General features: G+C 74.5%; 23 protein-coding genes and 1 pseudogene. 12 read left to right on the top strand and 12 right to left on the bottom strand.

What is annotated here, in order from left to right; genetic code table 11:
* Positions 1–7: 7 nt before the first annotated feature.
* The gene (locus tag ABTX81_RS03855) at positions 8–931 is read left to right on the top strand and encodes a DUF4231 domain-containing protein (protein ID WP_350541348.1); all 924 of its coding nucleotides are present in this window, start codon (positions 8–10) and stop codon (positions 929–931) included.
* A gap of 73 nt (positions 932–1,004) precedes the next feature.
* Here the strand turns inward: ABTX81_RS03855 and ABTX81_RS03850 are convergent, their stop codons facing one another.
* Together ABTX81_RS03850 and ABTX81_RS03845 are read right to left on the bottom strand one after the other, a co-directional pair.
* A complete protein-coding gene (locus ABTX81_RS03850; RefSeq protein ID WP_350541347.1) occupies positions 1,005–1,787 on the bottom strand; it encodes an MHYT domain-containing protein in 783 nt (260 codons plus the stop codon).
* Positions 1,788–2,064: 277 nt separating this feature from the next.
* Positions 2,065–2,523, bottom strand: coding sequence for a VOC family protein (locus ABTX81_RS03845; protein WP_350541346.1), 459 nt, complete (start codon positions 2,521–2,523; stop codon positions 2,065–2,067).
* 426 nt (positions 2,524–2,949) lie between these two features.
* Between ABTX81_RS03845 and ABTX81_RS03840 the strand changes: the two genes are divergently transcribed.
* Positions 2,950–3,384 (top strand): MarR family winged helix-turn-helix transcriptional regulator, encoded by a 435-nt coding sequence (locus ABTX81_RS03840; protein ID WP_350541345.1) that lies wholly within the window; start codon positions 2,950–2,952, stop codon positions 3,382–3,384.
* Positions 3,385–3,442: 58 nt separating this feature from the next.
* Positions 3,443–5,035 carry an MFS transporter gene (locus ABTX81_RS03835; RefSeq protein ID WP_502892704.1) on the top strand — a complete coding sequence of 531 codons (1,593 nt, stop codon included), beginning with the start codon at positions 3,443–3,445 and terminating at the stop codon, positions 5,033–5,035.
* 48 nt (positions 5,036–5,083) lie between these two features.
* Here ABTX81_RS03835 and ABTX81_RS03830 read toward each other — a convergent pair whose 3' ends face one another.
* The gene (locus tag ABTX81_RS03830) at positions 5,084–5,602 is read right to left on the bottom strand and encodes a GNAT family N-acetyltransferase (protein WP_350541344.1); all 519 of its coding nucleotides are present in this window, start codon (positions 5,600–5,602) and stop codon (positions 5,084–5,086) included.
* Between the two features lie 57 nt (positions 5,603–5,659).
* On the opposite strand from ABTX81_RS03830, the gene thpR reads away from it, so the two are divergent.
* The gene (thpR, locus tag ABTX81_RS03825) at positions 5,660–6,262 is read left to right on the top strand and encodes an RNA 2',3'-cyclic phosphodiesterase (RefSeq protein WP_350541343.1); all 603 of its coding nucleotides are present in this window, start codon (positions 5,660–5,662) and stop codon (positions 6,260–6,262) included.
* 220 nt (positions 6,263–6,482) lie between these two features.
* Here thpR and serC read toward each other — a convergent pair whose 3' ends face one another.
* Both serC and ABTX81_RS03815 read right to left on the bottom strand, forming a co-directional pair.
* Entirely contained in the window at positions 6,483–7,601 is a 1,119-nt protein-coding gene (serC, locus tag ABTX81_RS03820; RefSeq protein ID WP_350541342.1) for a phosphoserine transaminase, read from the bottom strand.
* Positions 7,602–7,756: 155 nt separating this feature from the next.
* A complete protein-coding gene (locus ABTX81_RS03815) occupies positions 7,757–8,857 on the bottom strand; it encodes a citrate synthase 2 (RefSeq protein ID WP_350541341.1) in 1,101 nt (366 codons plus the stop codon).
* 416 nt (positions 8,858–9,273) lie between these two features.
* On the opposite strand from ABTX81_RS03815, the gene pdxH reads away from it, so the two are divergent.
* The 5 genes from pdxH to ABTX81_RS03790 all read left to right on the top strand — a co-directional run bounded on the left by pdxH (position 9,274) and on the right by ABTX81_RS03790 (position 18,375).
* A complete protein-coding gene (pdxH, locus tag ABTX81_RS03810) occupies positions 9,274–9,906 on the top strand; it encodes a pyridoxamine 5'-phosphate oxidase (RefSeq protein ID WP_350541656.1) in 633 nt (210 codons plus the stop codon).
* Between the two features lie 240 nt (positions 9,907–10,146).
* Positions 10,147–11,706 carry a TIR-like protein FxsC gene (locus ABTX81_RS03805; RefSeq protein ID WP_350541340.1) on the top strand — a complete coding sequence of 520 codons (1,560 nt, stop codon included), beginning with the start codon at positions 10,147–10,149 and terminating at the stop codon, positions 11,704–11,706.
* Positions 11,703–15,779, top strand: a complete 4,077-nt coding sequence (fxsT, locus tag ABTX81_RS03800; protein ID WP_350541339.1) for an FxSxx-COOH system tetratricopeptide repeat protein — start codon at positions 11,703–11,705, stop codon at positions 15,777–15,779. The genes ABTX81_RS03805 and fxsT overlap by 4 nt, the downstream gene beginning before the upstream one ends.
* 38 nt (positions 15,780–15,817) lie before the next feature.
* Positions 15,818–15,988: a hypothetical protein gene (locus ABTX81_RS03795; protein ID WP_350541338.1), complete on the top strand. Its 171-nt coding sequence runs from the start codon at positions 15,818–15,820 to the stop codon at positions 15,986–15,988.
* Positions 15,989–16,029: 41 nt separating this feature from the next.
* Entirely contained in the window at positions 16,030–18,375 is a 2,346-nt protein-coding gene (locus ABTX81_RS03790; protein ID WP_350541337.1) for an FxsB family cyclophane-forming radical SAM/SPASM peptide maturase, read from the top strand.
* A 44-nt stretch (positions 18,376–18,419) separates the two neighbouring features.
* Here the strand turns inward: ABTX81_RS03790 and ABTX81_RS03785 are convergent.
* From ABTX81_RS03785 to ABTX81_RS03775, 3 genes and pseudogenes are all read right to left on the bottom strand, one after another.
* Positions 18,420–18,749 (bottom strand): annotated as a pseudogene (locus ABTX81_RS03785) (adenylyl cyclase); the annotation flags it as partial.
* Between the two features lie 110 nt (positions 18,750–18,859).
* Complete coding sequence (locus ABTX81_RS03780) at positions 18,860–19,054, bottom strand: DUF397 domain-containing protein (RefSeq protein WP_350541336.1); 195 nt, start codon at positions 19,052–19,054, stop codon at positions 18,860–18,862.
* A gap of 2 nt (positions 19,055–19,056) precedes the next feature.
* Positions 19,057–19,416, bottom strand: a complete 360-nt coding sequence (locus ABTX81_RS03775) for a Scr1 family TA system antitoxin-like transcriptional regulator (protein ID WP_350541655.1) — start codon at positions 19,414–19,416, stop codon at positions 19,057–19,059.
* A 283-nt stretch (positions 19,417–19,699) separates the two neighbouring features.
* On the opposite strand from ABTX81_RS03775, the gene ABTX81_RS03770 reads away from it, so the two are divergent.
* Positions 19,700–20,662: a 2-hydroxyacid dehydrogenase gene (locus ABTX81_RS03770; protein ID WP_350541335.1), complete on the top strand. Its 963-nt coding sequence runs from the start codon at positions 19,700–19,702 to the stop codon at positions 20,660–20,662.
* Here ABTX81_RS03770 and ABTX81_RS39585 read toward each other — a convergent pair.
* From ABTX81_RS39585 to ABTX81_RS03760, 3 genes are all read right to left on the bottom strand, one after another.
* Positions 20,659–20,745 (bottom strand): hypothetical protein, encoded by an 87-nt coding sequence (locus tag ABTX81_RS39585; protein ID WP_502892710.1) that lies wholly within the window; start codon positions 20,743–20,745, stop codon positions 20,659–20,661. The two genes, ABTX81_RS03770 and ABTX81_RS39585, sit on opposite strands and share 4 nt — an antisense overlap.
* A 26-nt stretch (positions 20,746–20,771) precedes the next feature.
* Entirely contained in the window at positions 20,772–21,311 is a 540-nt protein-coding gene (locus tag ABTX81_RS03765) for a GNAT family N-acetyltransferase (RefSeq protein WP_350541334.1), read from the bottom strand.
* 88 nt (positions 21,312–21,399) lie between these two features.
* On the bottom strand, positions 21,400–22,374 hold the full coding sequence (locus tag ABTX81_RS03760; RefSeq protein ID WP_502892703.1) for a LysR substrate-binding domain-containing protein: 975 nt from the start codon (positions 22,372–22,374) through the stop codon (positions 21,400–21,402).
* 110 nt (positions 22,375–22,484) lie between these two features.
* Here ABTX81_RS03760 and ABTX81_RS03755 point away from each other — a divergent pair, with 110 nt between their 5' ends.
* Entirely contained in the window at positions 22,485–23,405 is a 921-nt protein-coding gene (locus ABTX81_RS03755; RefSeq protein WP_350541332.1) for an NAD(P)H-binding protein, read from the top strand.
* Positions 23,395–23,811 carry a darcynin family protein gene (locus tag ABTX81_RS03750; RefSeq protein WP_350541331.1) on the top strand — a complete coding sequence of 139 codons (417 nt, stop codon included), beginning with the start codon at positions 23,395–23,397 and terminating at the stop codon, positions 23,809–23,811. Before ABTX81_RS03755 ends, ABTX81_RS03750 begins: the two co-directional genes overlap by 11 nt.
* Positions 23,812–23,841: 30 nt before the next feature.
* Here ABTX81_RS03750 and ABTX81_RS03745 read toward each other — a convergent pair whose 3' ends face one another.
* A complete protein-coding gene (locus ABTX81_RS03745; protein WP_350541330.1) occupies positions 23,842–24,789 on the bottom strand; it encodes a DUF4231 domain-containing protein in 948 nt (315 codons plus the stop codon).
* Between the last annotated feature and the right edge of the window lie 567 nt (positions 24,790–25,356).

The following is a 25,356-nucleotide window of genomic DNA, read 5'->3' as shown; positions in this document are numbered from 1 at the left end:
CGGTTCGATGGTGAGACAGGATCCGCCGGCGGGGGTCGAGGCGCAGCTGCTGCCGGAGTTGTTCCGGACGGCCGACCAGGCGTCGCTGTCCGGCCAGCAGCAGACGCTGCGCTGGTACCGGGGGCTCATCTCGATGCTGGTGATCGCGGCGGTGGTGGGTTCGCTGCCCGGGCCGGACGACAAGGGGACCTCCGACATCACGCCGCTGTTCTCGGTGGTGGCGTTCCTGGTGGCCGGGTACTTCTGGTCGCGGCTGCGCCGCAGCAATCCGCAGGCGCGGTGGTACGAGGCGCGGGCGGCGGCCGAGTCGGTGAAGACGCTGGCCTGGAAGTACTCGGTGCGGGCCCGGCCGTTCGAGGGTGACGCGGAGTCGGCGGACGTCGACCGCGGCTACCTGCTGCAAGTGGAGGACGTGCTGCGGGCGTTCGAGGACCCGGCGATCGTGCCGCCCGGGTCGGTCGCCGAGATCACCCCGGAGATGCGCCGGGTGCGCGCGGAGTCGCTGACCGCGCGGCGGACGCTCTACCTGCGCACCCGGGTGGAGGGGCAGCGGACGTGGTACCGCTCGCGTGCCGAGTCCTGCGAGTCGCAGGCGGTCACCTGGGGACTGGGCGTGGCGGCGCTGATCATCATCGGTGCGGCGGCGGCCGTCGCGCAGGCGACCGGGGCGCTGCAGGTGCACGTCTTCGGGGCCACCGCGGCGGCGGCCGCGTCGGTGATCGCCTGGACGCAGTTGAAGCAGCTCCGCCCGCTGGCGGCCGCGTACCAGCTGGCCGCGCGGGAGCTGGAGAACGTCGGCAACCAGCTGTCGGACCTCGACCCGCGGACGCCGGACGCCGAGCAGCGCTGGGCCCGGCTGGCCGCGGAGGCGGAGGACGCGGTGTCGCGCGAGCACACCACCTGGCGGGCGCGGCGGGCCTTCCCGCGCTGACGCACCGGAAGGCCCGCGTGGCTCAGTGCCCTGTGCCGGTCACTGCCCCGCGCCGCTCACCGCCCCGCGCCGGTCACGGCTCGCGCGGGGCGAGCGGCGCGGCGTGGCCGACCAGGATCGGCTGGGCGCCGGCGGCGGAGCGGCTCGGTGACACCGCGAAGGCCAGCGAGCCGACGAAGATGAAGCAGCCCAGCCCGACCACCAGCGGGAAGATGAACTGCAGCGCCATCAGCCCGTCGTCGACCGTCCGCGTGCTGTGCAGCCGGACGGAGACGGCGGCCATCCCGGTGTAGTGCATCGCGCAGACCGCGATGCCCATGACCGGCGCGGCGGCCAGCACCGCGAGGGTGCCCCGGATGTTCAGCGCGGCCCACAGCGCGGCCGTCGCCGCGAACACCGCGATGCCGACGGAGAGCGCGACGGTGGTCCGGTCGTAGCCGACGAAGCCGGGCAGCACCATCGCGGCCATGCCGAGGTAGTGCATCGCCGCGACCCCGAGGCCGGTGGTCAGGCCGCCCGCCAGCAGTGCCGTCCACCGCTGCCGTCCGTAGCCGACCGAGAACACGCCGATGCCGACCACCGCGATCGCCACGAGCAGGCTGAGCACGGTGAGGTCGGGCCGGTAGCTGATCTCCGCGCCGGTGACGGAGAAGCCGAGCATCGCGATGAAGTGCATCGACCAGATGCCCGCGCCGAGCGAGGCCGAGGCGAAGAGCAGCCAGTACACCCGGGTGCGGCCGGTGGAGACCAGCGCCCAGCGGGTGCCGCGCAGGGCGACGAAGGCGCCGAGGCAGGCGACCAGGTACGAGGCCGCCGGTGTCACCCAGCCGTGGTTGGCGTGGTGGATCTCGCCCACGAGGGACTCCTGATGAGGGTTGGGGAGGAGGGGGAGCACCGACACCAGGGCAGGGCGGACCGGCCGGCCGTGAACCGGGTCCGTGAGGGGGACGCCTGGGGTGGGGGGTGCCCTGACACCGCCGGAGAGTAGTGGCTCCCGATGAGTCCCACAATGTGCGGTTTTCTTGTGAAATCGCAGGTCAGAGGCACCCTTCACGCGATCGGCATGATCTTGGCACCAAGCCCTGACGCACTCTTCCCAAAAGCGTCCGATCTGCCTAAAACGGACGCGACGGTCAGGCGTCCAGCGGTGCCAGGCCGAACGGGTGGCCGGCCGGGTCGATCAGCACCTTGAGCGTGCGTCCGTGCTGGTAGGCGGGCTCGGTCGCGCCCAGGGCCAGGGCGCGGGCGGTGGCCGCCTCCAGGTCGTCCACGTAGAAGTCCAGGTGGAAGTGCTTGCCGCCGTCCGGCTCGGTCCACGGCTCCGGCCGGTACCCGCTGACCCGGCCGAAGCCGAGCGGGCTGCCGCCCTCGGGGTTGTCCAGGATGGCGAACTGCTCGTCCACGTGCCGGGTCTCCCATCCGAGCAGCTCGCCGTAGAAGCCGGCCAGCGCGACCGGGTCGGCGCAGTCGATGGTGACCATGGCGAGGCGGGCGAAGCCGGTGTCGTTCTGCCCGGCCGGGTCGGCCGTACGCGGGCCGGCCGGGCGGGCCGGGTCGACCTCGGTGGCTTGCTCGGCGGCGACGTCGGTCATGGCTGCTCTCCCTGGGCGGTGCTGCGGCGCCGGGGCCCGCGTGGACCGGGTCCCAGGACCAGCATCGCACCGGGAGTCACGGAGGGCACGGCCAGCCGGAACGGGGTGGGGGAGGAGGGGGTCGACGGGGCCGGTTGCGGGCCGTTGACCAGCACGGATCGATCGGGATCGCTCCGGCTCCGGAGATCCCGCTGCTGGTGGGCGGCGGCTTCGACGGCGTCGTCCGGCTCTGGGGTCCGCGCTCGGCGCCGATGCCCGAGCCGTCCGACCGGCGCGGCTGCCCGGTGACGGCGGTGGCCGCCGGGGCGACGGCGCCCGGCCTGGTGGTGGCGGCACACCCGGCGCTGAAGCCCTGCCCGGGAGCCGGGATCCGGACGTTCGCCATCCAATTTTCTTTAGTCAAAGTAATGACGTAGGCTAAAGAACATGCCCGAGATGTCCGAGCAGGACCTCGCAGCCATCAGTCAGCTGCGGTCGTCCGCCATGCGCCTCTCCCGTCGACTGCGCCACCAGCGGGTCGAGGAGTCGCTCAGTCCCACCGAGATCGGGGTGCTGGGCACCCTCGCGCGGTGCGGGAAGGCCACGCCGGGTGAGCTCGCCCGGAAGGAGCACGTACAGCCGCCCTCGATGACCAGGATCGTCGCGATGCTGGAGGAGAAGGGCCTGGTGCGGCGCGAACCGCACCCGGAGGACCGCCGGCAGGTGGTCGTCAGCAGTACCGAACAGGCCGAGGAGATCCTGGCGGAGTCCCGCCGGCGCCGCAACGCCTGGCTCGCCGAGCTCGCCGAGGGGCTCGACGAGGAGGAGTGGGCGAAGCTCCGCGAGGCCGCGCCCGTGCTCTACAAGCTCGCACACCTCTAGGCCCAGCGAATCCGGTAGCCGCCGGAGGACGAAGGAGAACCGCATCACCGCAGGACCGATGACCGACACCAGGAGCGCGACGGCCGTGGCACCGGCCGTCGCGCCGCGAGGGGAGACCACCGTGACACCGCCGGCCGCAGCCAGCGCCGCCGCCACCCGTACCCGGACCGACGAGCAGACCACCGACCCCGCCGCGGCGAGCGCCGCGGCCGCCGACACCCGGGCACCCGCCCCGACGGGGCTGCCGGGCAACGGCGACGACGACCCCGACCAACGCACCGCGGCGGACGACCCCGCCGCTCCCGGCCGCACCCGCGCGGCCGCGTCCCCCACAGGCGCCCGTTTCACCCGGCCCGGGGGGATGTTCTCCTCACTGCGCGTACGCAACTACCGCTACTACTTCGCCGGCCAGGTGGTGTCCAACACCGGTACCTGGATGCAGCGCATCGCCCAGGACTGGCTGGTCCTGAGCCTCACCGGCAGCCCGCTCGCGGTCGGCATCACCACCGCCATGCAGTTCCTGCCGATGCTGCTGTTCGGCCTGTTCGGCGGGGTGCTCGCGGACCGGATGCCCAAGCGCCGGCTGCTGATCATCACCCAGGCCGCGATGGGCCTGCTCGCCGCCGGCCTCGCCGTGCTCACCATCGGCGGCGTGGTCACCCCGTACTACGTGTACGTGTTCGCGCTGCTGCTCGGCCTGGTCACGGTGGTCGACAACCCGACCCGGCAGGCCTTCGTCTCCGAGATGGTCGGCCCCAAGGACCTCGCCAACGCGGTCAGCCTGAACGCCGCCAACTTCCAGACCGCCCGGCTGGTCGGCCCCGCCGTCGCGGGCCTGCTGATCGCCGCGGTCGGCAGCGGCTGGGCGTTCGCGCTGAACGCGCTGTCCTTCGCCGCCGTGATCGGCGGGCTGCTCGCGATGCGGCAGAGCGAGCTGCGCCCGACCGCGCCGATCGCCCGTGAGAAGGGGCAGCTGCGGGAGGGCCTGCGGTACGTCAAGGAGCGGCCCGAGCTGCTCTGGCCGATGGTGCTGGCCGGGTTCATCGGCACCTTCGGCTTCAACTTCCCGACGCTGCTGGCGGGTTTCGCCTCCGACACCTTCCACGTCGGCGCCGGGCAGTACGGCCTGCTGAACACCGCGATGGCCGTCGGCTCGCTGACCGGCGCGCTGATCGCGGCCCGCCGGGGCGTGCCCCGGCTGCGCAGGCTGGTCGGCGCCGCCCTCGGCTTCGGCCTGCTGGAGGTGGTGGCGGCGTTCGCGCCCGGCTACTGGACCTTCGCGCTGCTGCTCACCCTGATCGGGGTGTTCGGGCTGAGCTTCAACACCTCGGTCAACGCCTCGCTCCAGCTGGCCACCGACCCCGCGATGCGCGGCCGGGTGATGGGCCTGCTGATGCTGGTCTTCACCGGCGGGACGCCGATCGGCGCGCCCGTCGTGGGGTGGGTCACCGCCTCGTACGGGCCCCGGGTCGGGCTGCTGGCCTGCGGCCTGGTCTCGGCCGCGGCGGCCGGTGTGGTCGGCCTGGTGCTGGCCCGCAGCGCCGAGCTGCGGCTGCGGCTGGACCTGCACCCGGGGCGCGGCGGCCGGGTGGTGGCGCTGGTGCCGCGTCCGGCAGCGGGTGCCAAGCCGGAGCTGGCCACGGCCTGCTGACGCCCGTCCGGCCCCGGCGCGCAGCGACGGCGCGCCGGGGCCGGCGGCTCAGAGCCGGATCGCCAGGATCTGCCCCGGCCAGGGCCCGGCCGGCTGCTCGACCTCGAAGGACTCGGTCTCGGTGAAGCCGAGCGCCCGGTACTGCCCGACGAGCTTGCGGTCGTCACCGCCGAAGCAGTCCACCCGCAGCAGGCCGATGCCGCGCCGGCGGGCCTCGTCGAGCGCGTCGGCGATCAGCGCGGCGCCGATCCCGGAGCCCTTGCGGGACCGGTCGGTCACCAGGTTGCGGATGTACAGCTCCGGCTCGTCCACCGCCGTGGCGTACTCGGGCCGCTGCTCGGACAGGACGCAGGAGCCGACCGTCCGCCCCGCGTCGTCGACCGCGAGCCGGATCAGGAACGGCTCGCGGGCGTATCCGCCGATGTGCTCGACGCGGGTGGTGGAGCCGCTGAACGACTGGTCGCCCCACTGCCGGGTGCGGCCCCGGGCGGCCAGCCAGGCCACGGCGCCGTCGAGCAGGGACAGGATGTCGGGGATGTCCTCGGGGCCCCCGTTGCGGATCTTCATGGAAATCCGTTCTAGCCCAAACCGTCGCGTGCGGGAAGACGGCGGGAGGATGGCCCCATGAGGCTCTTCGTGGCGGTGCTGCCTCCGGTGGAGGCGTTGCAGGACCTGGCCGACGCGGTGGCCCCGGTGCGCGGGCTGCCGGGGGCCGAGCGGCTGCGCTGGACGACGGCCGACGCCTGGCACCTGACCCTGGCCTTCCTCGGCGAGGTGCCGGCCGTCCGGGTGCCGGAGCTGGAGGTCGCGCTGGCCGAGGTCGCCGAGGGGCACCCGGCGCACACGCTGCGGCTGGCCGGCGGCGGACGGTTCGGCGACCGGGTGCTCTGGGCCGGGGTGGAGGGGCAGGACTGGGCAGTGCGCCGGCTCGCCGAGGCGGTCCACGAGGCCACCGCGGAGGTGGTCGGAGAGACGGACACGTTCAGCTTCCACCCGCACCTCACGCTGGCCAGGGCCGGCTCCTCGCGGGGCCGGCGGCGGGCGGAGCTGCGGCTGGCGGCCGCCGAGCTGGACGCCCTGGCGCGGGCGCTGGACGGGTACCGGGGGCCGCAGTGGGAGGCCGCCGAGCTGCACCTGATGCTCAGCGCCCACGAGGGCGGCGGCCCGCTGCGCTACACCTCGCTGAGCGCCTGGCCGCTGGCCCGCTGGGACGCCGGGCCGCGGTAGCCCCGGGCCGGGCCTCGGCGTCCGGCCGCCGGCCGGGCGGGGGTACGCTCGTTGACCGTGGATCCCAAGACTCGAATGCGAATCGTGACCGGCGCCCTGGTACTGCTGCTGGTCGTCGTGCTGATCAGCTCGCTGGTCAGCAGGTGACCACCGGAGATGACACGGGGAAGGGCCACCGCCCACGGGCGGTGGCCCTTCCCTTTCGGTCCGCGCGGTCCGGTCAGAGCCGCTCGACCACGTAGTCGACGCAGGCGGTGAGGGCGTCGACGTCGGCCGGGTCGATCGCCGGGAACATCGCGACGCGCAGCTGGTTGCGGCCCAGCTTGCGGTACGGCTCGGTGTCGACGATGCCGTTGGCGCGCAGCGCCTTGGCGACGGCGGCGGCGTCCACCGAGTCGTCGAAGTCGATCGTGCCGACGACCTGGGAGCGCTCGGCCGGGTTCGCCACGAACGGGTTGGCGAACGAGGACTTCTCGGCCCAGCCGTACAGCCGGGACGAGGAATCAGCCGTACGGGCGACGGCCCAGTCGAGCCCGCCGTTGCCGTTCAGCCACTCCAGCTGGTCGGCCAGCAGGAACAGGGTGGCGATCGACGGGGTGTTGTACGTCTGGTCCTTCGACGAGTTGTCGATGGCCGTCGGCAGGTCGAAGAACGGCGGGATGTACCGGTCGGAGGCGGCGATCTCGGCGGCGCGCTCCAGCGCGGCCGGGGAGAACGACGCCAGCCAGAGGCCGCCCTCGGAGGCGAAGGACTTCTGCGGCGCGAAGTAGTAGACGTCGGTCTCGGTGATGTCCACCGGCAGGCCGCCGGCGCCCGAGGTGGCGTCCACCAGGACCAGCGAGCCCGCGTCGCCGCCGGCCGGGCGGGCGATCGGCATCGCGACGCCGGTGGAGGTCTCGTTGTGGGTGAGCGCGTAGACGTCGACGCCGGCCTCGGCGACCGGCAGCGGGTGGGTGCCGGGGGCGGTCTTGATCACGCTCGGCTCGGCGAGCCAGGGCGCGGCCTTGACCGAGGAGGCGAACTTGGAGGAGAACTCGCCGAAGTCGAGGTGCTGGGACTTCTCCCGTACCAGGCCGAAGGCCGCGATGTCCCAGAAGGCGGTGGACCCGCCGTTGCCGAGCACCACCTGGTACCCCTCGGGGAGGGAGAACAGGCTGCTCACGCCCTCGCGCACGCGCTTGACCAGGTTCTTCACCGGGGCCTGGCGGTGCGAGGTGCCGAGCAGGGAGGTCTCGGTCGCGGCGAGGGCACTCAGGGCCTCGGGGCGCACCTTGGACGGGCCGCAGCCGAAACGGCCGTCGGCGGGCTTGATGTCAGCGGGGATCTGGATCTGAGCCACGGGCGCAGCCTACCCGTCGGGGTGGCCGGAATCGACGGCGGTCCGCCCGCTGAGATGCCGTCGACCGGCCTGCGAGCTGCGGAAACAGCGGGTCCGGTTCACATTCCGGACCCGCTGCTCGCGCGGGTGTGCGGTGACCTGCGGAGGTCTGCGGGTCAGCGCGCGATGGCGTCGTAGCCCTCGATGTCGCGCGGGCTGCGCGGGCCGGGGCCGATGTAGCGCGCGGCGGGGCGCACGAGCCGGCCCGTGCGCTTCTGCTCCAGGATGTGCGCCGACCAGCCGGCCGTCCGGGCGCAGGTGAACATCGAGGTGAACATGTGCGCCGGGACCTCGGCGAAGTCCAGCATGATGGCGGCCCAGAACTCGACGTTGGTGGCCAGCACGCGGTCGGGGCGGCGGTTGTGCAGCTCCTCCAGCGCGGCCTTCTCCAGCGCCTCGGCGACCTCGAAGCGCGGCGCGCCGAGCTCCTTGGCGGTGCGGCGCAGCACCCGGGCGCGCGGGTCCTCGGCGCGGTAGACGCGGTGGCCGAAGCCCATCAGGCGCTCGCCCTTGTCCAGCGCGTTCTTGACCCAGGTGGTGGCGTCGCCGGTGCGCTCGATCTCCTCGATCATGCCGAGCACGCGGGACGGCGCGCCGCCGTGCAGCGGGCCGGACATCGCGCCGACCGCGCCGGAGAGGGCGGCCGCGACGTCGGCGCCGGTGGAGGCGATGACCCGGGCGGTGAACGTCGAGGCGTTCATGCCGTGCTCGGCGGCGGAGGTCCAGTAGGCGTCGATGGCCTTGACGTGCTTGGGGTCCGGCTCGCCGCGCCAGCGGATCATGAACCGCTCGACGACGGTCTCGGCCTTGTCGATCTCGCTCTGCGGGACCATCGGCAGGCCCTGGCCGCGGGCGGACTGGGCGACGTACGAGAGCGCCATGACGGCGGCCCGGGCGAGGTCGTCGCGGGCCTGCTCGGCGTCGATGTCCAGCAGCGGCTTCAGGCCCCAGACCGGGGCGAGCATGGCGAGCGCGGACTGCACGTCGACCCGGATGTCGCCGGAGTGGACCGGGATCGGGAAGGGCTCGGCGGCCGGCAGGCCGGGGTTGAACTTGCCGTCGACCAGCAGGCCCCAGACGTGGCCGAAGGAGACATTGCCGACCAGGTCGTCGATGTCGACGCCCCGGTACCGCAGAGCGCCGCCTTCACGGTCGGGTTCGGCGATCTCGCTCTCGAACGCGACGACACCTTCGAGCCCGGGTACGAAGTCGGACATGCACGGCTCCTTCAGTTCTGCGATCGGCGGGCCGCCGTGGTGGGGAGGCACGCCTCTGACCGAATGGTGGTTGGCACTCGGTGCCAGGGTGACAGGCACGGGGTGCATTGCGCCATACACCACGGTGGTGATGTTTTCCCGGGGCCCGCTTGACTTTTCGCCCGACGGCCGGACCGGCCCGGCGGAGCCGCGGAACCAAGGGCGCGATCGCGGACAAATCACCGTACGACGGGCGGCCGATCGGTGGCGAGTCACCTTATCTCCCACCGGGGTTTGTCCGGAGGTAGCGGTGCCGGTTGCTTGTCGTACGGGATGATGTTGACGTGCAGACCCCGGACCGCGCCCAGTCGACGCCCCTGACCCCCGCCACCCGGATCCTGGCCGACGAGGCCCGCCCCGGACCGGACCTCACCGTGATGCGCAAGCACTACGCGCACGAGGGCCTGGCCGAGGAGCAGCTCGCCGCCGAGCCGATCGGACAGTTCACCCGGTGGTTCCACGACGCGGACGACGCGGGGGTGGTGGAGCCCAACGCGATGGTGCTCTCCACCGCCGACGCCGCGGGGCGGCCCAGCGCGCGCACCGTGCTGCTCAAGGCCTTCGATGCCCGGGGCTTCTCCTTCTTCACCAACTACGGCTCCCGCAAGGGCACCGAGCTGGCCGCCAACCCGCACGCGGCGCTGCTCTTCCCGTGGATCGCGCTGGCCCGCCAGGTGATCGTCCAGGGCCGGGTGGAGAAGGTCGGCCGGGACGAGACCGCCGCCTACTTCCGCACCCGCCCGCACGGCTCGCAGCTCGGCGCCTGGGCCAGCGAGCAGTCCAGCCCGGTCGCCTCGCGCGAGGTGCTGGAGCAGCGCTACGCGGAGCTGGAGCGGCGCTACCCGGAGGGCGAGGGGGTGCCGGTGCCGCCGTTCTGGGGCGGGTACCGGGTGGTGCCGGAGAGCGTGGAGTTCTGGCAGGGGCGCGAGAACCGGCTGCACGACCGGCTGCGCTACGTCGCCGACCCGGCCGCCCCGACGGGCTGGCGGGTGGAGCGACTCTGCCCGTGAGGCGGGTGCGCGACCGCCCGCCGGGCCGGCCCGATGCTGCCCGCGCGGCCGCCCCGGGCCTGCCCGCCGGGCCGCCCGGGGGCTGCCCGGACCCCGGGCCCGCACGCCCCCGACCAGGGACGTCGAGGCGCGGGGTCGCACTTGTGACGACACCGCGACAACTTCCTTCGTCCACCGGCTGACCTGCAGTCAACCCGCCAGTATGGTGGGGACGTTCACCGGGTCGGTGGGGGGTTGTGGGTGCGGCCGTACTTCTTCTTCAGCTACGCGCGGCGGGACCATCTGGTCGGAGGCGCCTTCGTCGACCAGTTCTTCACCGACCTGCGGGACGAACTGGCCCGGATCGAGCCCGAGGCCGGGCCGGGCGAGCTGGCCTACCGCGACACCGAGCGGCTGCGGGTCGGCGACGACTGGGAACGGCAGCTCTCCCGGATGGTCGGCGCCAGCCGCACCATGGTCGCCCTCTACTCGCCCGCCTACTTCGCCAGCGACTACTGCGGCAAGGAGTGGACCGCCTTCGACCACCGGACGCGGCGCCACGAGGAGCAGACCGGCGAGAGCGTCCCGGCCCTGATCCCGGTGCTGTGGGAGCCCCCGCCCGAGGACCTGCCCGCCGAGGTGCGGCGGATCCAGTACGTGCAGCACGATTTCGGCCCCGAGTACGTCAGCGGCGGCCTGCGCCACCTGCTGCGCACCGACCCGCACGGCACCGCGTACCGGCTGGTGGTGCGGGTGATCGCCGAGCGGGTACGGGAGGCCGCCGCCTGGCGGGTCGCCGAACTGCGGGACCTCGACCTCGGCCGGGTGGAGGGCTGCTTCCCGGTGCCGGAGATCGCCCCGGTCGCCGTCCGCAGCAGCCTGGTGCGGCTCTTCGTCGCCGCCCGCTGGTCCGGGGACCGGGCCGCCCAGGCCGCCTCCGCCGCCTCCGCCGCCGCCAACGGCGACCGCGTCCCGCCGCAGCGCTCCGAGGGCGCGGGCGGCGCGGGCGGTGCCGACGAGCGCTACCACGGCGGCTGGTACGGGGCGCACCCCCGGGACTGGGCGCCCTACCACCCGCCGCGGCTGCCCTCGCTGGCGGTCCAGGCCCAGCAGGTGATCACCCGGGCCGGGCACAGCACCAGTCTGGAGACGGTCGGCCCGGACCTCGGCGACGCGCTCGACCGGGCCCGGGAGAACAACGAGGTCTGCGTGCTGCTGGTGGACCCGTGGGCGGCCGGCGGGGAGCCCTACCGGCAGGCGCTGCGCGACTTCGACCGGCAGAACCACCCGGTCACCGCCGTCCTGCTGCCCGACAGCTCCGACGACCCGCCGCCCGGTCCGGCGCGCGCCCGGCTCTGGGAGGGGGTGCGCGAGGTGTTCGCGCGCACCTGGTTGCACCGGTCCGGGCCCGAGCCGCTCTTTCGCATCCACGTCCGGCGGGAACGCTTCGAGCGCGAGCTCCTGTCGACGGTGACCGTGGCCCAGAACCGGCTGCTGGACCAGGTCGACGACGATCCGGTGACGGCCCGGGCCGCGTTCGGACTCGGCCCCGACCCGCGGCCGATGCCCGGGCTCACCATCCCGGCCTGGCCGCCGCCCGCCTCGCCGAGCCCGCCGGGCCCTCCGGGCCTGGCGGGTCCGTCGGATCCGGCGGACCCGCCGGAGCCGCCACCGGATCCGCCGGCCCGGACGGGGCCACCCCTGCCCCGCCCGGGGAGCACCCCGGGGAACGGGCCCGCCCCGGGGGCGCGGGCGGTCCTGCGCGAGGAGACCGTGCCCCCGGCCACCCGGGCGCCCAGTGAAGGAGAAGCGGACCGATGAGCCCCGAGCACGCCGCCCTCGCGGACCACGGGTCCGCGGCCCTGGCGACCCCCGACACCGGCACCGTCGTCACCTTCTACTCGTTCAAGGGCGGCACCGGCCGCACCATGGCGCTCGCCAACCTGGGCTGGATCCTGGCCAGCCAGGGGCTGCGCGTCCTGGTGGTGGACTGGGACCTGGAGGCCCCGGGCCTGCACCGGTACTACCACCCGCTGCTGGTCGACCCCGAGCTGCACGCCACCGACGGCCTGATCGACATGCTCCGGGCCTACGTCGACGAGGCGCTGCCCGGCGCCGACCGCCCCGGGCCCGGCCCGGACCCCCGGGAGTGGCTGGCCGCCCCCGGCCGGCTGGAGCAGTACCTGTGCGGCCTGGCACTCGACCTCCCGGACGGCGGCCGGCTCGACCTGATGCCGGCCGGCCGGCAGAACGCCGCCTACTCGGCCGCCGTCACCAGCTTCAACTGGCGCAGCTTCTACACCCGCGCCGACATCCGCGGCGCGGAGTTCCTCTACGCACTGCGCGAGCAGTGGACCAGCGCCTACGACTACGTGCTGATCGACAGCCGCACCGGCGTCAGCGACACCTCCGGCATCTGCACCGTGCTGATGCCCGACACCGTCGTGGACTGCTTCACCCTCGGCGCCCAGAGCATCCGCGGCGGTGTCGACGCGGCCCGCGCCATCGTCGACGCCGACGAGCGCGAGATCCGGGTGCTGCCCGTCCCGATGCGCGTCGAGGACGCCGAACGCGCCGGACTGGCGGCCGGCCGCGACCTCGCCCACGACGCCTTCGACCCCTACCTGGGCCGCTGGCTCGGCCCCGAGCAGCGCGCGGAGTACTGGCGCGACGTCGAGGTGCCGTACAAGCCGTTCTACGCCTACGAGGAGGTGCCGGCCACCGTCGTCGACCGGCCGCAGCAGGGCCGCACCCTGCTCGCCGCCTTCGAACGGCTGGCCGACTGGCTCACCGACGGCCGGGTCCGCGAGCTGCGGCCGGTCCCCGACGAGGCCCGCCGCCGGCTGTACGCGGCCTACCTGCGCCAGGGCCGCACCCGCTCCCGCCAGGTGTACATCAGCTACGCCCCCAGGGACCGGGTCTGGGCCGAGTGGATCGCCGGGACCCTGCGCGGCTTCGGCTACCTCGCCACCCTGCACAGCGCCGCCGTCCCGCTCGACCCGGGCCCGCCGCAGGCCGCCCCGCTGCCCGAGGCCGCCGGGCCGCTGGACGGCGACGGCCGGCTGCTCGCCCTGCTCACCGCCGACTACGCCGTCCTGCCGCGCGCCCGGGAGATCTGGCGCCGGCTCACCACCGACCCGGTGGGCGACTCCGGCGGCCTGCTCGCGGTGCGGATCGGCACACCGGAGCAGCCGGAGCCGCCGCAGTTCGCCGGGCACCGGGTGCTGGACCTGGCGACCGGCTCCGCCGACCGGGCCGAGGCGCAGCTGTTCGAACTGATCGGCCCACCGCCCGGCGCCGGGCGCTGGATGGACTCCGGCGAGTTCACCGTCTCGCGCCTGCCGCGCTTCCCCGACGGCCGCCCCTCGGTCCAGGAGCTGCCGCCCCGGCTGCCCACCTTCACCGGCCGGATGCGGTTGCTGGAGGCCGTCCGCGACGGCTTCACCGCCGGCGCCGAGGCCGCGCCCGTCCAGGTGCTCTACGGCATCGGCGGGGTCGGCAAGTCGCAGGCCGCGATCGAGTACGCGCACCGCTTCGCGGCCGGCTACGACGTGCTCTGGTGGGTGCCCGCCCAGCAGCCCGCGGTGATCCCGCAGAAGCTCGCCGAACTCGCCCCCGGCCTCGGCCTGGAGACCGACGGCGACGTCACCCGCACCGCGCGCGCGGTGCTGGAGGCGCTCGGCAGCGGCCGGCCGTACCGCCGCTGGCTGCTGCTCTTCGACAACGCCGAGGACCCGGAGCTGCTGGACCCCTGGCTGCCCGCCGCCGGGCCGGACGGCCACGTCCTGGTCACCTCCCGCGACCGGCGCTGGGCCCGCCGGCCCGGCCGCACCGAGGTCGAGGTGTTCGACCGGGCGGAGAGCGTCGAACTCGTCCGGCACTTCAACACCGGTGTCGAACGGGCGGACGCGGAGCGGATCGCCGAGCTGCTCGGTGACCTGCCGCTGGCCGTCGGGCAGGCCGCCGCCTGGCTCCAGGAGACGCCGATGCCGGCGGCCACCTACGCCGACCTGCTCGACGAGACGCTCACCGACATCCTCGACCGCTCGGTGCGGGCGGACTCCGAACCCGACGTCGGGCGGGCCACCGAGGAAGGCCCCAACGCCACGGTCACCGCCGCCACCTGGCGGATCGCCGGCTCCGACCTGCGCCGGATCAACGCCCCGGCCGCCCGGCTGCTGGAGATCTGCGGCTTCCTCGGCCCGGACGCCATCCCGATCGGGCTGCTGTACAGCCCGCCGGTGATCGAGGCGATCGGGCTCCCGACCGGCTCCTCCGACCACCGGCTCGCCGTCGGCGAGATCCTGCGCACCGTCAACCAGTTCAACCTCGCCCGCTACGACCAGAGCGCCGGCACGCTGGTGGTGCACCGGATCGTCCAGGCGCTGCTCCGCGAACAGGTCGGCGAGGCCGACCGGGACCGGGTCCGCAGGGTGGCCCACCGGGCCCTCGCCCTTGCCGACCCCGGCGACCCCGACGCCCCGCACCACTGGCCCCGGTACGCCGAACTGCTGCCCCACCTGCGCCCGTCCGGCGCGGACGAGTCCACCGACCCGGCGGTGCGGCAGTGGATCGTCAACTCGGTCCGCTACCTGTGGCAGCGCAGCCTCCACGACGCGGGCCGTGAGCTGGCCGAACGCGTCCTCGCCCGCTGGCGGGAGACCGGGCTGCAGGGCACCGGCCCGGACGTGAAGGTGCAGCTGCTGCGCGTCCAGCTCGGCAACATCCAGCGCACCCAGGGGCTGGTCCGGGAGGCGTACGCCACGGACCGGGACGCTTTCGAGCGGCTCACCGCGCTGCTGGGGCGCGAGCACCAGGAGACCGTCCCGGCCGCGATGAGCCTCGGCGGGGACCTGCGCCACCTGGGCCGCTACCACGATGCCCGGGAACTGGACGAGGAGACGCTGGCCGTCGCCCGCCGGGTGCTGGGCCCGGACAGCAGGCGCAGCCTGATGGCGGAGCACAACCTGGCCGTCTCCATCATGCTGGCCGGGGACTTCGCCGGATCGCTGGCCGTCCACGAGGCGCTCTACCACCGGAAGCTGGAGGTGTTCGGCAAGCGCAGCCCGTACACGATCCTCGGCGGCGTCGCGCTCGGCCTGGCGCTGTGCGAGACGGGGCGGCTGGAGGAGGCGCTCTCCCGGCTGGACAAGGCGGTGCGCCGCAGCCGGCAGGCGCTCGGGGAGGACCACGACGAGACCCTGCGCGCCCGCCGCTTCCGCTGCGCCGTGCTGCGCCGGCTCGGCCGGCTGCCGGAGGCCCTGGGGGAGATCGAGGACGTGCACCGGCAGCTGGTGGGGCGCTACGGCCCGGACCACCCTGGCACGGCCGCCGCCGCGGGGAGCCTGTCCGCCACGCTCAGCGCGCTCGGGGACACCGAACAGGCCGTGGAGCTCGCCCAGGAGGTGTACCTCTACCAGCGCGACCACCTCGGTGCCGGTCACCCCATGGAGCGGGTCGCGGCGGGCAACCTGGCCGTCGCGCTGCGCCGGGCCGGGCAGACCGAGGAGGCGAAGGCGCTCTCCGGCCGGGTGCTGGAAGACCTGACCGGGCTGCTGGGCGAGCACCATCCGTACGTCGGGACCGCCCGGCTCAACCGGGCCAACGACCTGGCGCGGGCCGGTCGTTCCGCCGAGGCCCTGGCGCTCGCGGAGGCGGCTGCGGAACTGCTCACCGGGCGGTTCGACCAAGACCACCCCGACGTCCTGGCGGCGACCGCGAACGTCGCCCTGGCGCTGGCAGCGGTCGGCGAGACCGCACGGGCGGCGGAACTGCGGGTGCGGACGCTGGTCCGGGCGCGGGCGCTCCCGCACCTGGGGGACGGGCACCCGCTCACCGAGGCGATCCGGGTGGGGGAGTGGGTGGACATCGAGACGGAGCCGCCCCTGGTGTGAGGACCGGGACAGGCATCGGCCGAGAGGGAGCAGGAGACATGGAACCGGACATCGTGGTGGAGCCGGACCGGCCGCCGCAGGGCACCGACGGGCGGCCCGCGCTGGCCGATCTGGCCAGGGCCGACGCGGGTGAGCTGGCCCGGTGGCTGGAGCTGGCCCTGCCGGGCGCGGGGGCCAGACCGGTCGCGTCTTTCAATTCGGGCATCTGACAGTACGGTTAGCGGACGGCGCGTCCTGGAAATGTGCCGTCATGACTCCTCCGCCGCTCACGCAGGTCGTGCTGAAGGTCCACAGCCGGTGCGACCTCGCCTGCGACCACTGCTACGTCTACGAGCACGCCGACACCGGCTGGCGCTCCCGGCCGCGCGTCGTCAGGGACGCCGTGCTGGGGAGAACCGCCGAGCGGATCGGGGAGCACGCCGTGGCGCACGGCCTGACGGCGGTGCGCGTCGTCCTGCACGGCGGCGAGCCGCTGCTGGCGGGGTCGGCGGTGATCCGGCGGGCGGCGGAGGCGTTGCGGGCCGCGCTGCCCGAGGTCTGCGACCTGGACCTGCGGGTGCACACCAACGGGGTCCGGCTGAACCGGGCGTACTGCGAGCTGTTCGACGAACTCGGCATCCGGGTCGGCCTCTCGCTGGACGGCGACCGGGCCGCCAACGACCGCCACCGCCGGTTCGCGGACGGGCGCTCCAGCCATCCGCAGGTGCTGCGCGCCGTCGGGCTGCTGCGCGAGCCCCGGTTCCGGCACCTGTTCGCGGGGCTGCTCTGCACCGTCGACGCGGCGAACGACCCGGTCGCCGTCTACCGGGCGCTCGCCGAACTGGAGCCGCCGGCCGTCGATTTCCTGCTCCCGCACGCCACGTGGGAGCGGCCGCCGGAGCGTCCGGACCGGCTGGGCGCGACGCCGTACGCGGACTGGCTGCTGGCCGTGCACGCGCGCTGGGAGGCGGACGGCCGCCCGTTCGCCGTCCGCACCTTCGACTCGGTGCACCGCACCCTGTCCGGGTTGCCCGGGCTGAGCGAGGCGCTCGGGCTGGAGCCGGTCGACCTGGTGGTGCTGGAGACGGACGGCACGTACGAGCAGGCGGACAGCCTGCGGACGGCGTACGACGGCGCGCCCGCCACCGGGATGGACGTCTTCCGGCACAGCCTCGACGACGTCCTGCGGCACCCGGGGATCGCCGCCCGGCAGGCGGGCCCGGCCGGGCTGAGCGCCACCTGCCGGGCCTGCCCGGTGGTGCGCTCCTGCGGCGGGGGCCTGTACGCGCACCGCTACCGGGACGGCTCCTTCGAGCACCCCTCGGTGTACTGCGCGGACCTGCGGACGCTGATCGACGGCCTGGCGGCCCGGGCGGGTACCGTCGCGCGCGCCGCTCCGTCCTCGGTCGACGTCGCCGGGCCGGGGCTCACCGACGCGCAACTCGGCGAGCTGGCTCTCGGATTGGGCGGGCCGGAGACCGTCCGTTCGCTGGCCCGTTCCCAACTCGCGCTCACCCGGGCGATGCTGGCCGCTGTGCACGGCTCGGCGGGGCTGGCCCGCTCGGCCGCCTGGGAGCTGCTGACCGAGCTGGACGCCGCCGCACCCGTCGCCGTGGACGCGGTGGTGGCGCACCCGTACGTCCGGTCCTGGGCCGCGCGACGGCTGACCGGCGACCCGGGCGCGGGCCTCGGCCCGTTGGCCGAACTGGCCGCTTCCGCCGCCGTGTTGGCCGGTCGCGGGGATGTGATGACGGTGCCGGTCCGCGACGGAACCCTCCATCTGCCGACCCTCGGCCGGCTGGTGCTCGGCGGGGGTGTCCGGGAGGCGCGGGTGACCGGCGGGCGCACGGGCTGGACGGCGCGCACGGATGACGGCGCGCTGACGGGTCCGGGTGATCCGCGCTGGCAGCCGGTCCGCCGGATCGGGTCGATCGCGCTGGAGGACGTGGACCCGCAACGGGCCGCCCACCGCTGGCCGGTGGCGGACCGGCTGTCCGACACCGCGTACGCGGGCTGGGCACGGGACCTACGGGCGGCCGCCGACCTGCTCGACCGCGAACTGCCGGACTACGCGGCCGGTCTATGGGCGGGCCTGACCACCATCACCCCACTGCGACCCGGCCCGGACGGGCACGACCTCAGCTCGGCGGCACGCCAGGCCTTCGGAGCGGTCGCCATCGCCCGCCCGCGCGCCGCGCCGACCCTGGCACTCCTCCTGGTCCACGAGTTCCAGCACGTGAAGCTGGGCGCGGTGCTCGACCGCTGGGAACTGTACGACCGCACCGACACCCGCCTGTTCGAGGCCTTCGACCTCTCCCCGCGCCCGATCGGCTCCCTCTTCCAGGCCGTCTACGCCCACCTCGCCGTCACCGCCTTCTGGGGCACCCGAGCGAACGCCGGATCGCCAACGGCCCGCTCCCGCTTCACCCACTGGCGAGCCCTGACCGACGAAGCGGTGGACCTCCTCGCCGGAAGCGGAGCCCTGACGCCGATGGGAGAGCGATTCGCCGCCGGCGCGAGGGCGTCGGTCGATCCCTGGCTGCTCCCGCGCGCGTCGCGGGAGCAGCCGGGCGACGGTACCGGCCGCGACCGTCCTCTCGAACGCGCTCGTTCGTGATGGCTTCGAGGACGACGGTGATGAAGAACCGGGAGCCGGTGTGCTCAATGGTTCTCGGCCGCCATGGGCGGCAGCCCGGTCCTGTCAGTGACGGCGAACAGGAGGGTGGATTCGGCGAGGATGTCGCGGCCGGACTCGCTCTTGTAGATCTCGTCCACGCTGCCGAACCTGGCGTCGGAGTAGTCGAGATCGAGCAGGGCCGCCGCCTGGCGGACCGACGTCTCGTCGGGTCCCTCGATCTCGACGAAGGTCGGGAGATCGGGCCAGGTGTCGAAGTCGAAGGCGACCTCGCCCAGACGCCACTCCTCCCGGTAGTTCTCCTGGTACCGCACCTCGCGCAGGCCGACGCGACGGAGGATCTCGGCCATGGCATGGTGCCGTCGATCGTGGTCGCGTCGGGTTTCGAGTTTCCCGGCATCGAGGAGGTCATCCCTCCGTGAGGATCCGGGCTGCTCCCGCGAGGCGCGGGAGCAGCCCGGGGGAGTCAGTGGGTGAGGTGGTCGAACTCGCCGGCCTTGGCGGCCTGGAGCCAAGTGGCGAGGTTGGCTTTGGTGGTGGTGATGACGGCGGTGGGGTCGTCGGACTCGCGGATGTGGACGAGTTTGCTGTCGGATGCGATCTCGACACATTCGGCGGCGTCCCCACTGAACGTGGACTTCTGCCAGTTGAGTTGCTCCATGGCTACCTCCCCAGGAGTTTGTAGCGGACGTGCTGGATCATGCCCCACGAGTCCCGAAAGGCGGGCGATGGCCCGTCTACGCTGGCATTCAAGGGCGGGAGTGCCATGCCCTTGAGGCGATCGAACTTCCGTCGGAACGCGGCCACTCCCTCAGGATCTCCGACGAACGTCGGGCCATGGGGGTTCTCCAACAGAACGGTGTCCAGGCGTGCATGTGTCCCGTGCATCAGCAGGAACGCCGTGTCGGTCGACGCGTAGACCGTGGAGTCGAACGGGAGGATCTGGATCGTCACATGAGGCAGGCGAGCCATCTCGATGAGGTGGTTCAGCTGCTCCCGCATGACGGCCGGACCGCCGTACATCATGTGTGCGGACGGGGCCTCCAGCTCGTCGCCGGGCTCACCCACCGGTGGGGCGCCGACCCGCAGAAGAGAGGCAAGCTCGTCTGGTTCGAGCTGGACTCGGCCGCGTGACGATCGTGTTCGGCCTCCTCGTCCTCGTCTCCGCCCTCGTCGGGGCGGTCGGCGAGGTGCTGACGAGGTCACTGCGGGACCGTGTCGAGAAGGCCGGGCGAACGCAGGTGCCATAGATGGCACCCCGCCCCCTCGCCCGGCCCGGCGAGGGGGCGGGGCGTAGATTCGGGCCATGAACGAGCAGCCCCCGGTCCTGGTCACCCGCCGTCTCGCGCCCGGTGTCGTCGAACGGCTCGCCGCGAACCTCCCGGCCACCGTGCACGACTCCGACCTGCCGATGGAGCGCGCCGACCTCCTGGCCGCCGTTCGCGGGCGCCGGGCGTTGATCACCACCCTGGACGACCGCGTCGACGCGGAACTCCTCGACGCTGCCGGTCCCGGCCTCGAAATCGTCGCCAACCACGCCGTGGGACACCACAACATCGACCTCGCCGCCTGTGCCGAGCGCGGCATCCCGGTCACCAACACCCCCGGCGTGCTGACCGCCGCCACCGCCGACATGGCGTGGGCCCTGCTGCTGGCCGCCACCCGCCGCCTCGGCGAGGGGGAGCGCCTGCTGCGCTCCGGCGAGACCTGGGCCTGGGCGCCCAACTTCCTGCTCGGCCTGGAGCTCACCGGCACCCCGCTCGGCATCCTCGGCATGGGCCGGATCGGGCAGGCGGTGGCCCGCCGGGCGCGCGGCTTCGACATGCCGGTCCGCTACCACAACCGCAATCCGCTTCCGCCCGAGCAGGCCGACGGCGCCGAATGGCTGCCGCTGGAGCAGCTGCTCTCCGCTTCCCCGGTGTTGATCGTCACCTGCCCGCTCAGCGACGCCACCCGCCACCTGCTGGACGCCCGCCGGCTCGCCCTGCTGCCGCCCGGCGCGGTGGCGGTCTCGATGACCGCCGGCGTCGTCGACGAGGTGGCGCTCGCCGCCGCCCTGGAGTCCGGCGCGCTGTTCGCCGCCGCCGTCGACAACTTCGAGCACGAGCCCGCCGTCCCGTCCGCCCTGCTCGCCCAGGACCGCGCCGTCCTCGCCCCGCACCTCGGCAGCGCCACCGTCCGCACCCGCCAGGCCATGGGCGACCTCGCCGTGGACAACGTCCGCGCCGTCCTCTCCGGCAAGGACCCGGTCACCCCGGTGGCTCGTTAGGAGCTTGGTGCGGTGATCCGGTTCCCGTCCCGCTGGGACTCGGGGAGGCGATGTCCGCACCAGGGGCAGATGTCGGTCCCCATGACGGAGGTGCCGCCGTCGTGGATGATCAGCCCGTACGGCGCGACGGGGACCGCACGCCGAGCCACTGCTCGGCGTCCCAGGCCTCGAAGCGTTCCACCTCGGTGAAGCCCAGCTTCGCGGCGAGGCGCATCGAGGCGGCGTTGGCGCTCTGGGTGGTGAGCACCACCGGCTCGCCGGGCAGGGCGTCGTCGAGCCAGTCGAGCGCCGCCGCGCACGCCTCGGTGGCGTACCCGGATCCCCAGGCCCGGGGCAGGAACAGGTAGCCGAGATCGGCCTTCCCGGCGGCGGCCGGGCGGCGGTGCCCGGTCGCCCTCCTGAGCAGGATCTGGCCGATCATCGCCCCGTCGAGCTCGACGACGAAGCTCCCCGGCCACCGTGCGGGCACCTCGGGCACCTCGCGCTCGACCTCGTCACGCGGACGGGGGCCACCGAGGTAGGCGTTCACCTCCGGTGAGGACAGCAGCTCGATGAACGCCGCACGGTCCCTCGCCTCGGGCGCGCGGAGCACGAGCCGCTCGGTCCTGATCGGCTCGGGAGGCCACACCGTGAGTTCCAGATCTTCCACCCGGGCACGCTAACAGCCGGTCAGATCATCGGGTTTCCCGTCACCGGGACCGCGGTGCCCGGGAGGCGGGCGAGCGGCCCTGGCCCGGCTACCGATCCCGGGGTGGGCGGAGGACCTGGCGGACGGCGTCGCGGAGCCATTGGTGGGCGCCGTCGGTGGTGTGGCGGGGGTGCCACGCCATGGCGATGGTCAGGGGCGGCAGGGGCAGGGGGATCTCCAGCAGGCGCAGCCCCAGGGCGTGGGCGGCGGTGCTCAGGGGGGACGGGGGTTCGCCCGGGAGGGCGGTCGGGACCAGGCAGACCGCGTCGCCGGCGGCGGTGAGCGCCATCGCCGCCAGGTGGCCGGGCAGGGTGACGCCGACCCGGCGGCTGAGGCCGTGCTCGGCCAGGGCCGTGTCCAGCGGGCCGGTGAAGCGGCCGCGGCGGCTGACCGCCACATGGTCGGCCGCGGCCAGCCGGGCCGGCGTAAGGGGGCCTTCGGTGAGCGGGTGCCCGGCGCGGACGCCGGCGGCCAGGCGCACCGTGACCAGCTCCTCGACCCGGGTCTCCGGGTCGACGTGGTCGATGGCCCCCACCTCCAGGTCGATCCGGCCCTCGCGCAGCGCCGGCCCCGCCTCCCACTCCTCGGCCAGGACCCGCAGCGAGACGCCCGGTGCCCGGCGGCGGGCCAGTGCGAGCAGGCCGGGCGCCAGGGCCGCGCCGACCAGGTCCGAGGCCTGGACGGTGAAGGTGCGCCGCAGCGCGGCGGGGTCGATGCCGCCGCTCGGGGTGAGCAGGGCCTCCAGCCGGCGCACCACCGCGGCGGCCTCGCCCCGCAGTTCCTCGGCGCGCGGGGTGGGCACCATCGCCTGCCCGGCCCGGACCAGGAGCGGGTCCTGCAGCACCCGGCGGAGCCGGGCCAGGGTGCGGCTCATCGCCGCGGGGGAGGTGCGCAGCCGCGCGGCGGCGCGGGTGACGCTCTGCTCGGTCAGCAGGGCGTCGAGGGCGACGGCGAGGTTGGCGTCGAGGTTCGGGGACGGCTGCGGGGCGGGGTGCGGGGCGGAGTCGCTGCTCACCGGCATCATTCCGTTCCGGGCAAGGATTGGTTGCTGAAGTTCCCATTGTGGCAACGGGGTTGGCGTCAGCACGATGAGGGGGCCGTACCGATCCGACACCACGGGACCGAGAGGTTTTCATGATCGTCATCACCGCCCCCACCGGGAACATCGGCCGCCGGCTGCTGCCGCTGCTGGTCGAGGCCGCGCCCGCGCACGGAGAGGAGTTGCGCGTCGTGGTCCGCGATCCCGGCCGGCTCCCCGAGGCCGTGCGCGGACGGGTCGAGGTGGTCACCGGCTCGCACGGCGACGCCGCGACCGTCGAGCGCGCCCTCACCGGCGCCGACGCCGTGTTCTGGCTGGTGCCGCCGGACGCCTCGACCACGCCCGAGCGGGCGTACAGCGGCTTCACCCGCCCCGCCGCACGGGCGTTCGCCGCCTGTGGCGTGCGCCGTGTGGTCGGCGTCTCGGCGCTCGGCCGCGGCACCCCGCAGGCCGCCCGGGCCGGACTGGTCACCGCCTCGCTGGCCATGGACGACCTGATCGCCGGCTCCGGCGTCGCCTACCGCGCCCTGGCCTGCCCGTCGTTCTTCGAGAACCTGCTGGAGGAGGCCGACTCGATCCGTGAGAGCGGCGTCTTCACCGACACCGCCGCCGCGGACCGCCGGGCCCCGCTGGTGGCCGTCGCCGACATCGCCGCGACGGCGGCCGAACTTCTGCTGGACCGCTCCTGGACCGGCGTCGGCAGTGTCCCGGTGCTCGGCCCGGAGGACCTGTCGCCCGACGACCTGGCTCGCGTCATGACCGAGCAGCTGGGCCGTCCGGTCCGCTACCGGCGCCAGTCGCTCGACGAGTTGCGCGCCGACCTGCTCGGGTACGGCCTCGACGAGGCGTTCGTCGAGGGCATGGTCGACATGAAGCGCGCCAAGGACGAGGGCCTGGACGCGGGCGTCGAGCGCTCGCCGCGGGCGGGCCGTCCGGCCACCGGATTCGCGCGGTGGTGCGCGCAGACCCTCAAGCCCGCCGTCCTCGCCGCGCCGGAGGCCGTCGATGCCCGCTGACCGCACCGAAGGCCGCACCGAAGGCCGCACGGAGGGCCGCACCGCCGACCGCACCGGCCCGGCGCCGGTCACCGCGTTCCTGCTGGTCAAGACCACGCCCGAGTGGCTGGCGATGACCGTGCCCGAACGCGTCGAGGCCTTCACCGCCCAGGTCGTCCCGGTGGTCGAGGCCCGCACCCGGGGCGTCCGCTCCCGCTTCTACGACACCGAGTTCTACTCGGCGCGGGTCACCGATGTCTGGGTGTGGGAGGCGGACGACCACGACGCCTACCGGCTGCTGATCGACGCACTGCGCGAAACCCCGTTCTGGGACCGCTACTTCGAGGTGGTGGAGCTGCTCGTGGGCGTCGAGAACGGCTACGCCCGCAGCTACGGCCTGGAGCCGCTGGCCACCTTCGCCACCTGACGCCCGCGAAGCTCCGGCCCGGGTGCCGGTTCAGGAGTCGCGGTCGGCGGGGCCGTTGACCTCGCGGCGGGCCTGCCAGGTGGTGTGCTCGCGGGAGACGGCGTCCTCGGCGTCCCGGGAGAACCGGGCCCAGAGCTCCTCGGCGTCGGGGGAGCCGACGTCCAGCCGGGCCAACTGCGCGCGGATCTGCGCCAGTTCGTCGGCGGCCAGGCCGTAGGCGGCGGCGAGCGGGCGGTACTGGCGCAGCTGGGCCCAGGCGGTGACCGAGGCGGCCACGGCGGAGACGGTGCCGAGCGCGTCGAAGGAGAACTCGCCCATCGCCCGCAGCAGCGCGAGCACCAGGCCGAGCAGCGGCAGCCCGACGCCGGCCACCCCGGTCCAGAACCCGGCGCGGGCGCAGTAGCGGGACTTGGACCGGTACCAGTCCTGCTGCACCTGGATGCGTTCGCGCAGGTAGACGTCCCGGCGGACGGCGAGCGGCTGCTCGCGCAGGCCGCGCATCGCCGGGGTGATCTGGCTCTCGGCGGGCCGGCCGGCCAGGCCCGGGCCGACCGCGCGGCTGCCCCGGAAGGCGTGCAGCACCCGGCCGAGCTGGAGGCCGTACAGGCCCTCGGCGTCCGGCAGCGGGCGCGGCGGCGGCTGGACGGCGTCGGCCCGGACAGCGAACTTCCAGGCGAGGGTCTTCACCGACTCGGCGGCCGCCCGGCCCTCGTACCAGAGGCCCTGCGGGTTCTGCCGGCTGGTCACCGCGGAGAGCGCGATGGCGCCGAGGTAGGCGACGGCGGCGAGCCAGGCCCAGACCGTGCCGTCGGCGGATCCGGCCGTGGCGGCCGCGACCAGCAGCACCAGCTCGGCGGCGGCGAGCCGCACCGTCCTGGTCTGCCCCTGCTGGGAGGCCGAGTCGGCCGCCCAGAAGAGCTCCGGCAGCAGCTCGCGCTCCCGCACCGCCCGCTCCGCCCCACCCGTGCCCGACGTCATCCCGTCCCCCACTCGCCGCTCCACCGCCCCGGCGGTACTTGCCCCGGCGGAAGGCCCGGTACGCCTCGGGCGCGGGCACCGGGCCGTCGGGGCGGCTGGCCTCGACGGCGCGGGTGCCGGGACGGTGCTGCTGCCGGTTGGGCGGGGCGGGCGTGGTGGCTGCAGCCGGGCCGGGGGCGGTGGGTCGGCCGGGCGTGGGGCCCGGTGCCGGGTGGGGGTGTCGGGGGCCGGGCTGCCCTCGTCGGGGCGGGTGTCGGCGTCCGGGCCGGCCGCCGCTCGCCGCCGGGCGGGGGTTTACGGGTGGCCGGAGGGGGCGTGGGGCCCGGTGCCGGGCCGGGGTGTCGGGGGCCGCGCCGTTCCCATCACCCCGGCGGGCCGCGGCGGCGACCGCCGTCGGGCCGGGTGGGCTGCGGTGGCCGGGCGCGCGGGCCGGTGGTGGGGCGTGCCGCCGCGGGCGTGCTTCAGGCCGTCGGCGCGCACCGGTGTGCGTTCAAGCACCAATCGTGCAGACCGGCTGTGCGGAAATGCGGATACGCTGGCCCCGTGCCCTCCCGTTCCCGCCCGGTC

The organism is Kitasatospora sp. NPDC097605 (assembly GCF_040302725.1).
In the GTDB taxonomy this organism is placed as follows: domain Bacteria; phylum Actinomycetota; class Actinomycetes; order Streptomycetales; family Streptomycetaceae; genus Kitasatospora.
This window is presented reverse-complemented; position numbering and strand designations above follow the sequence as displayed.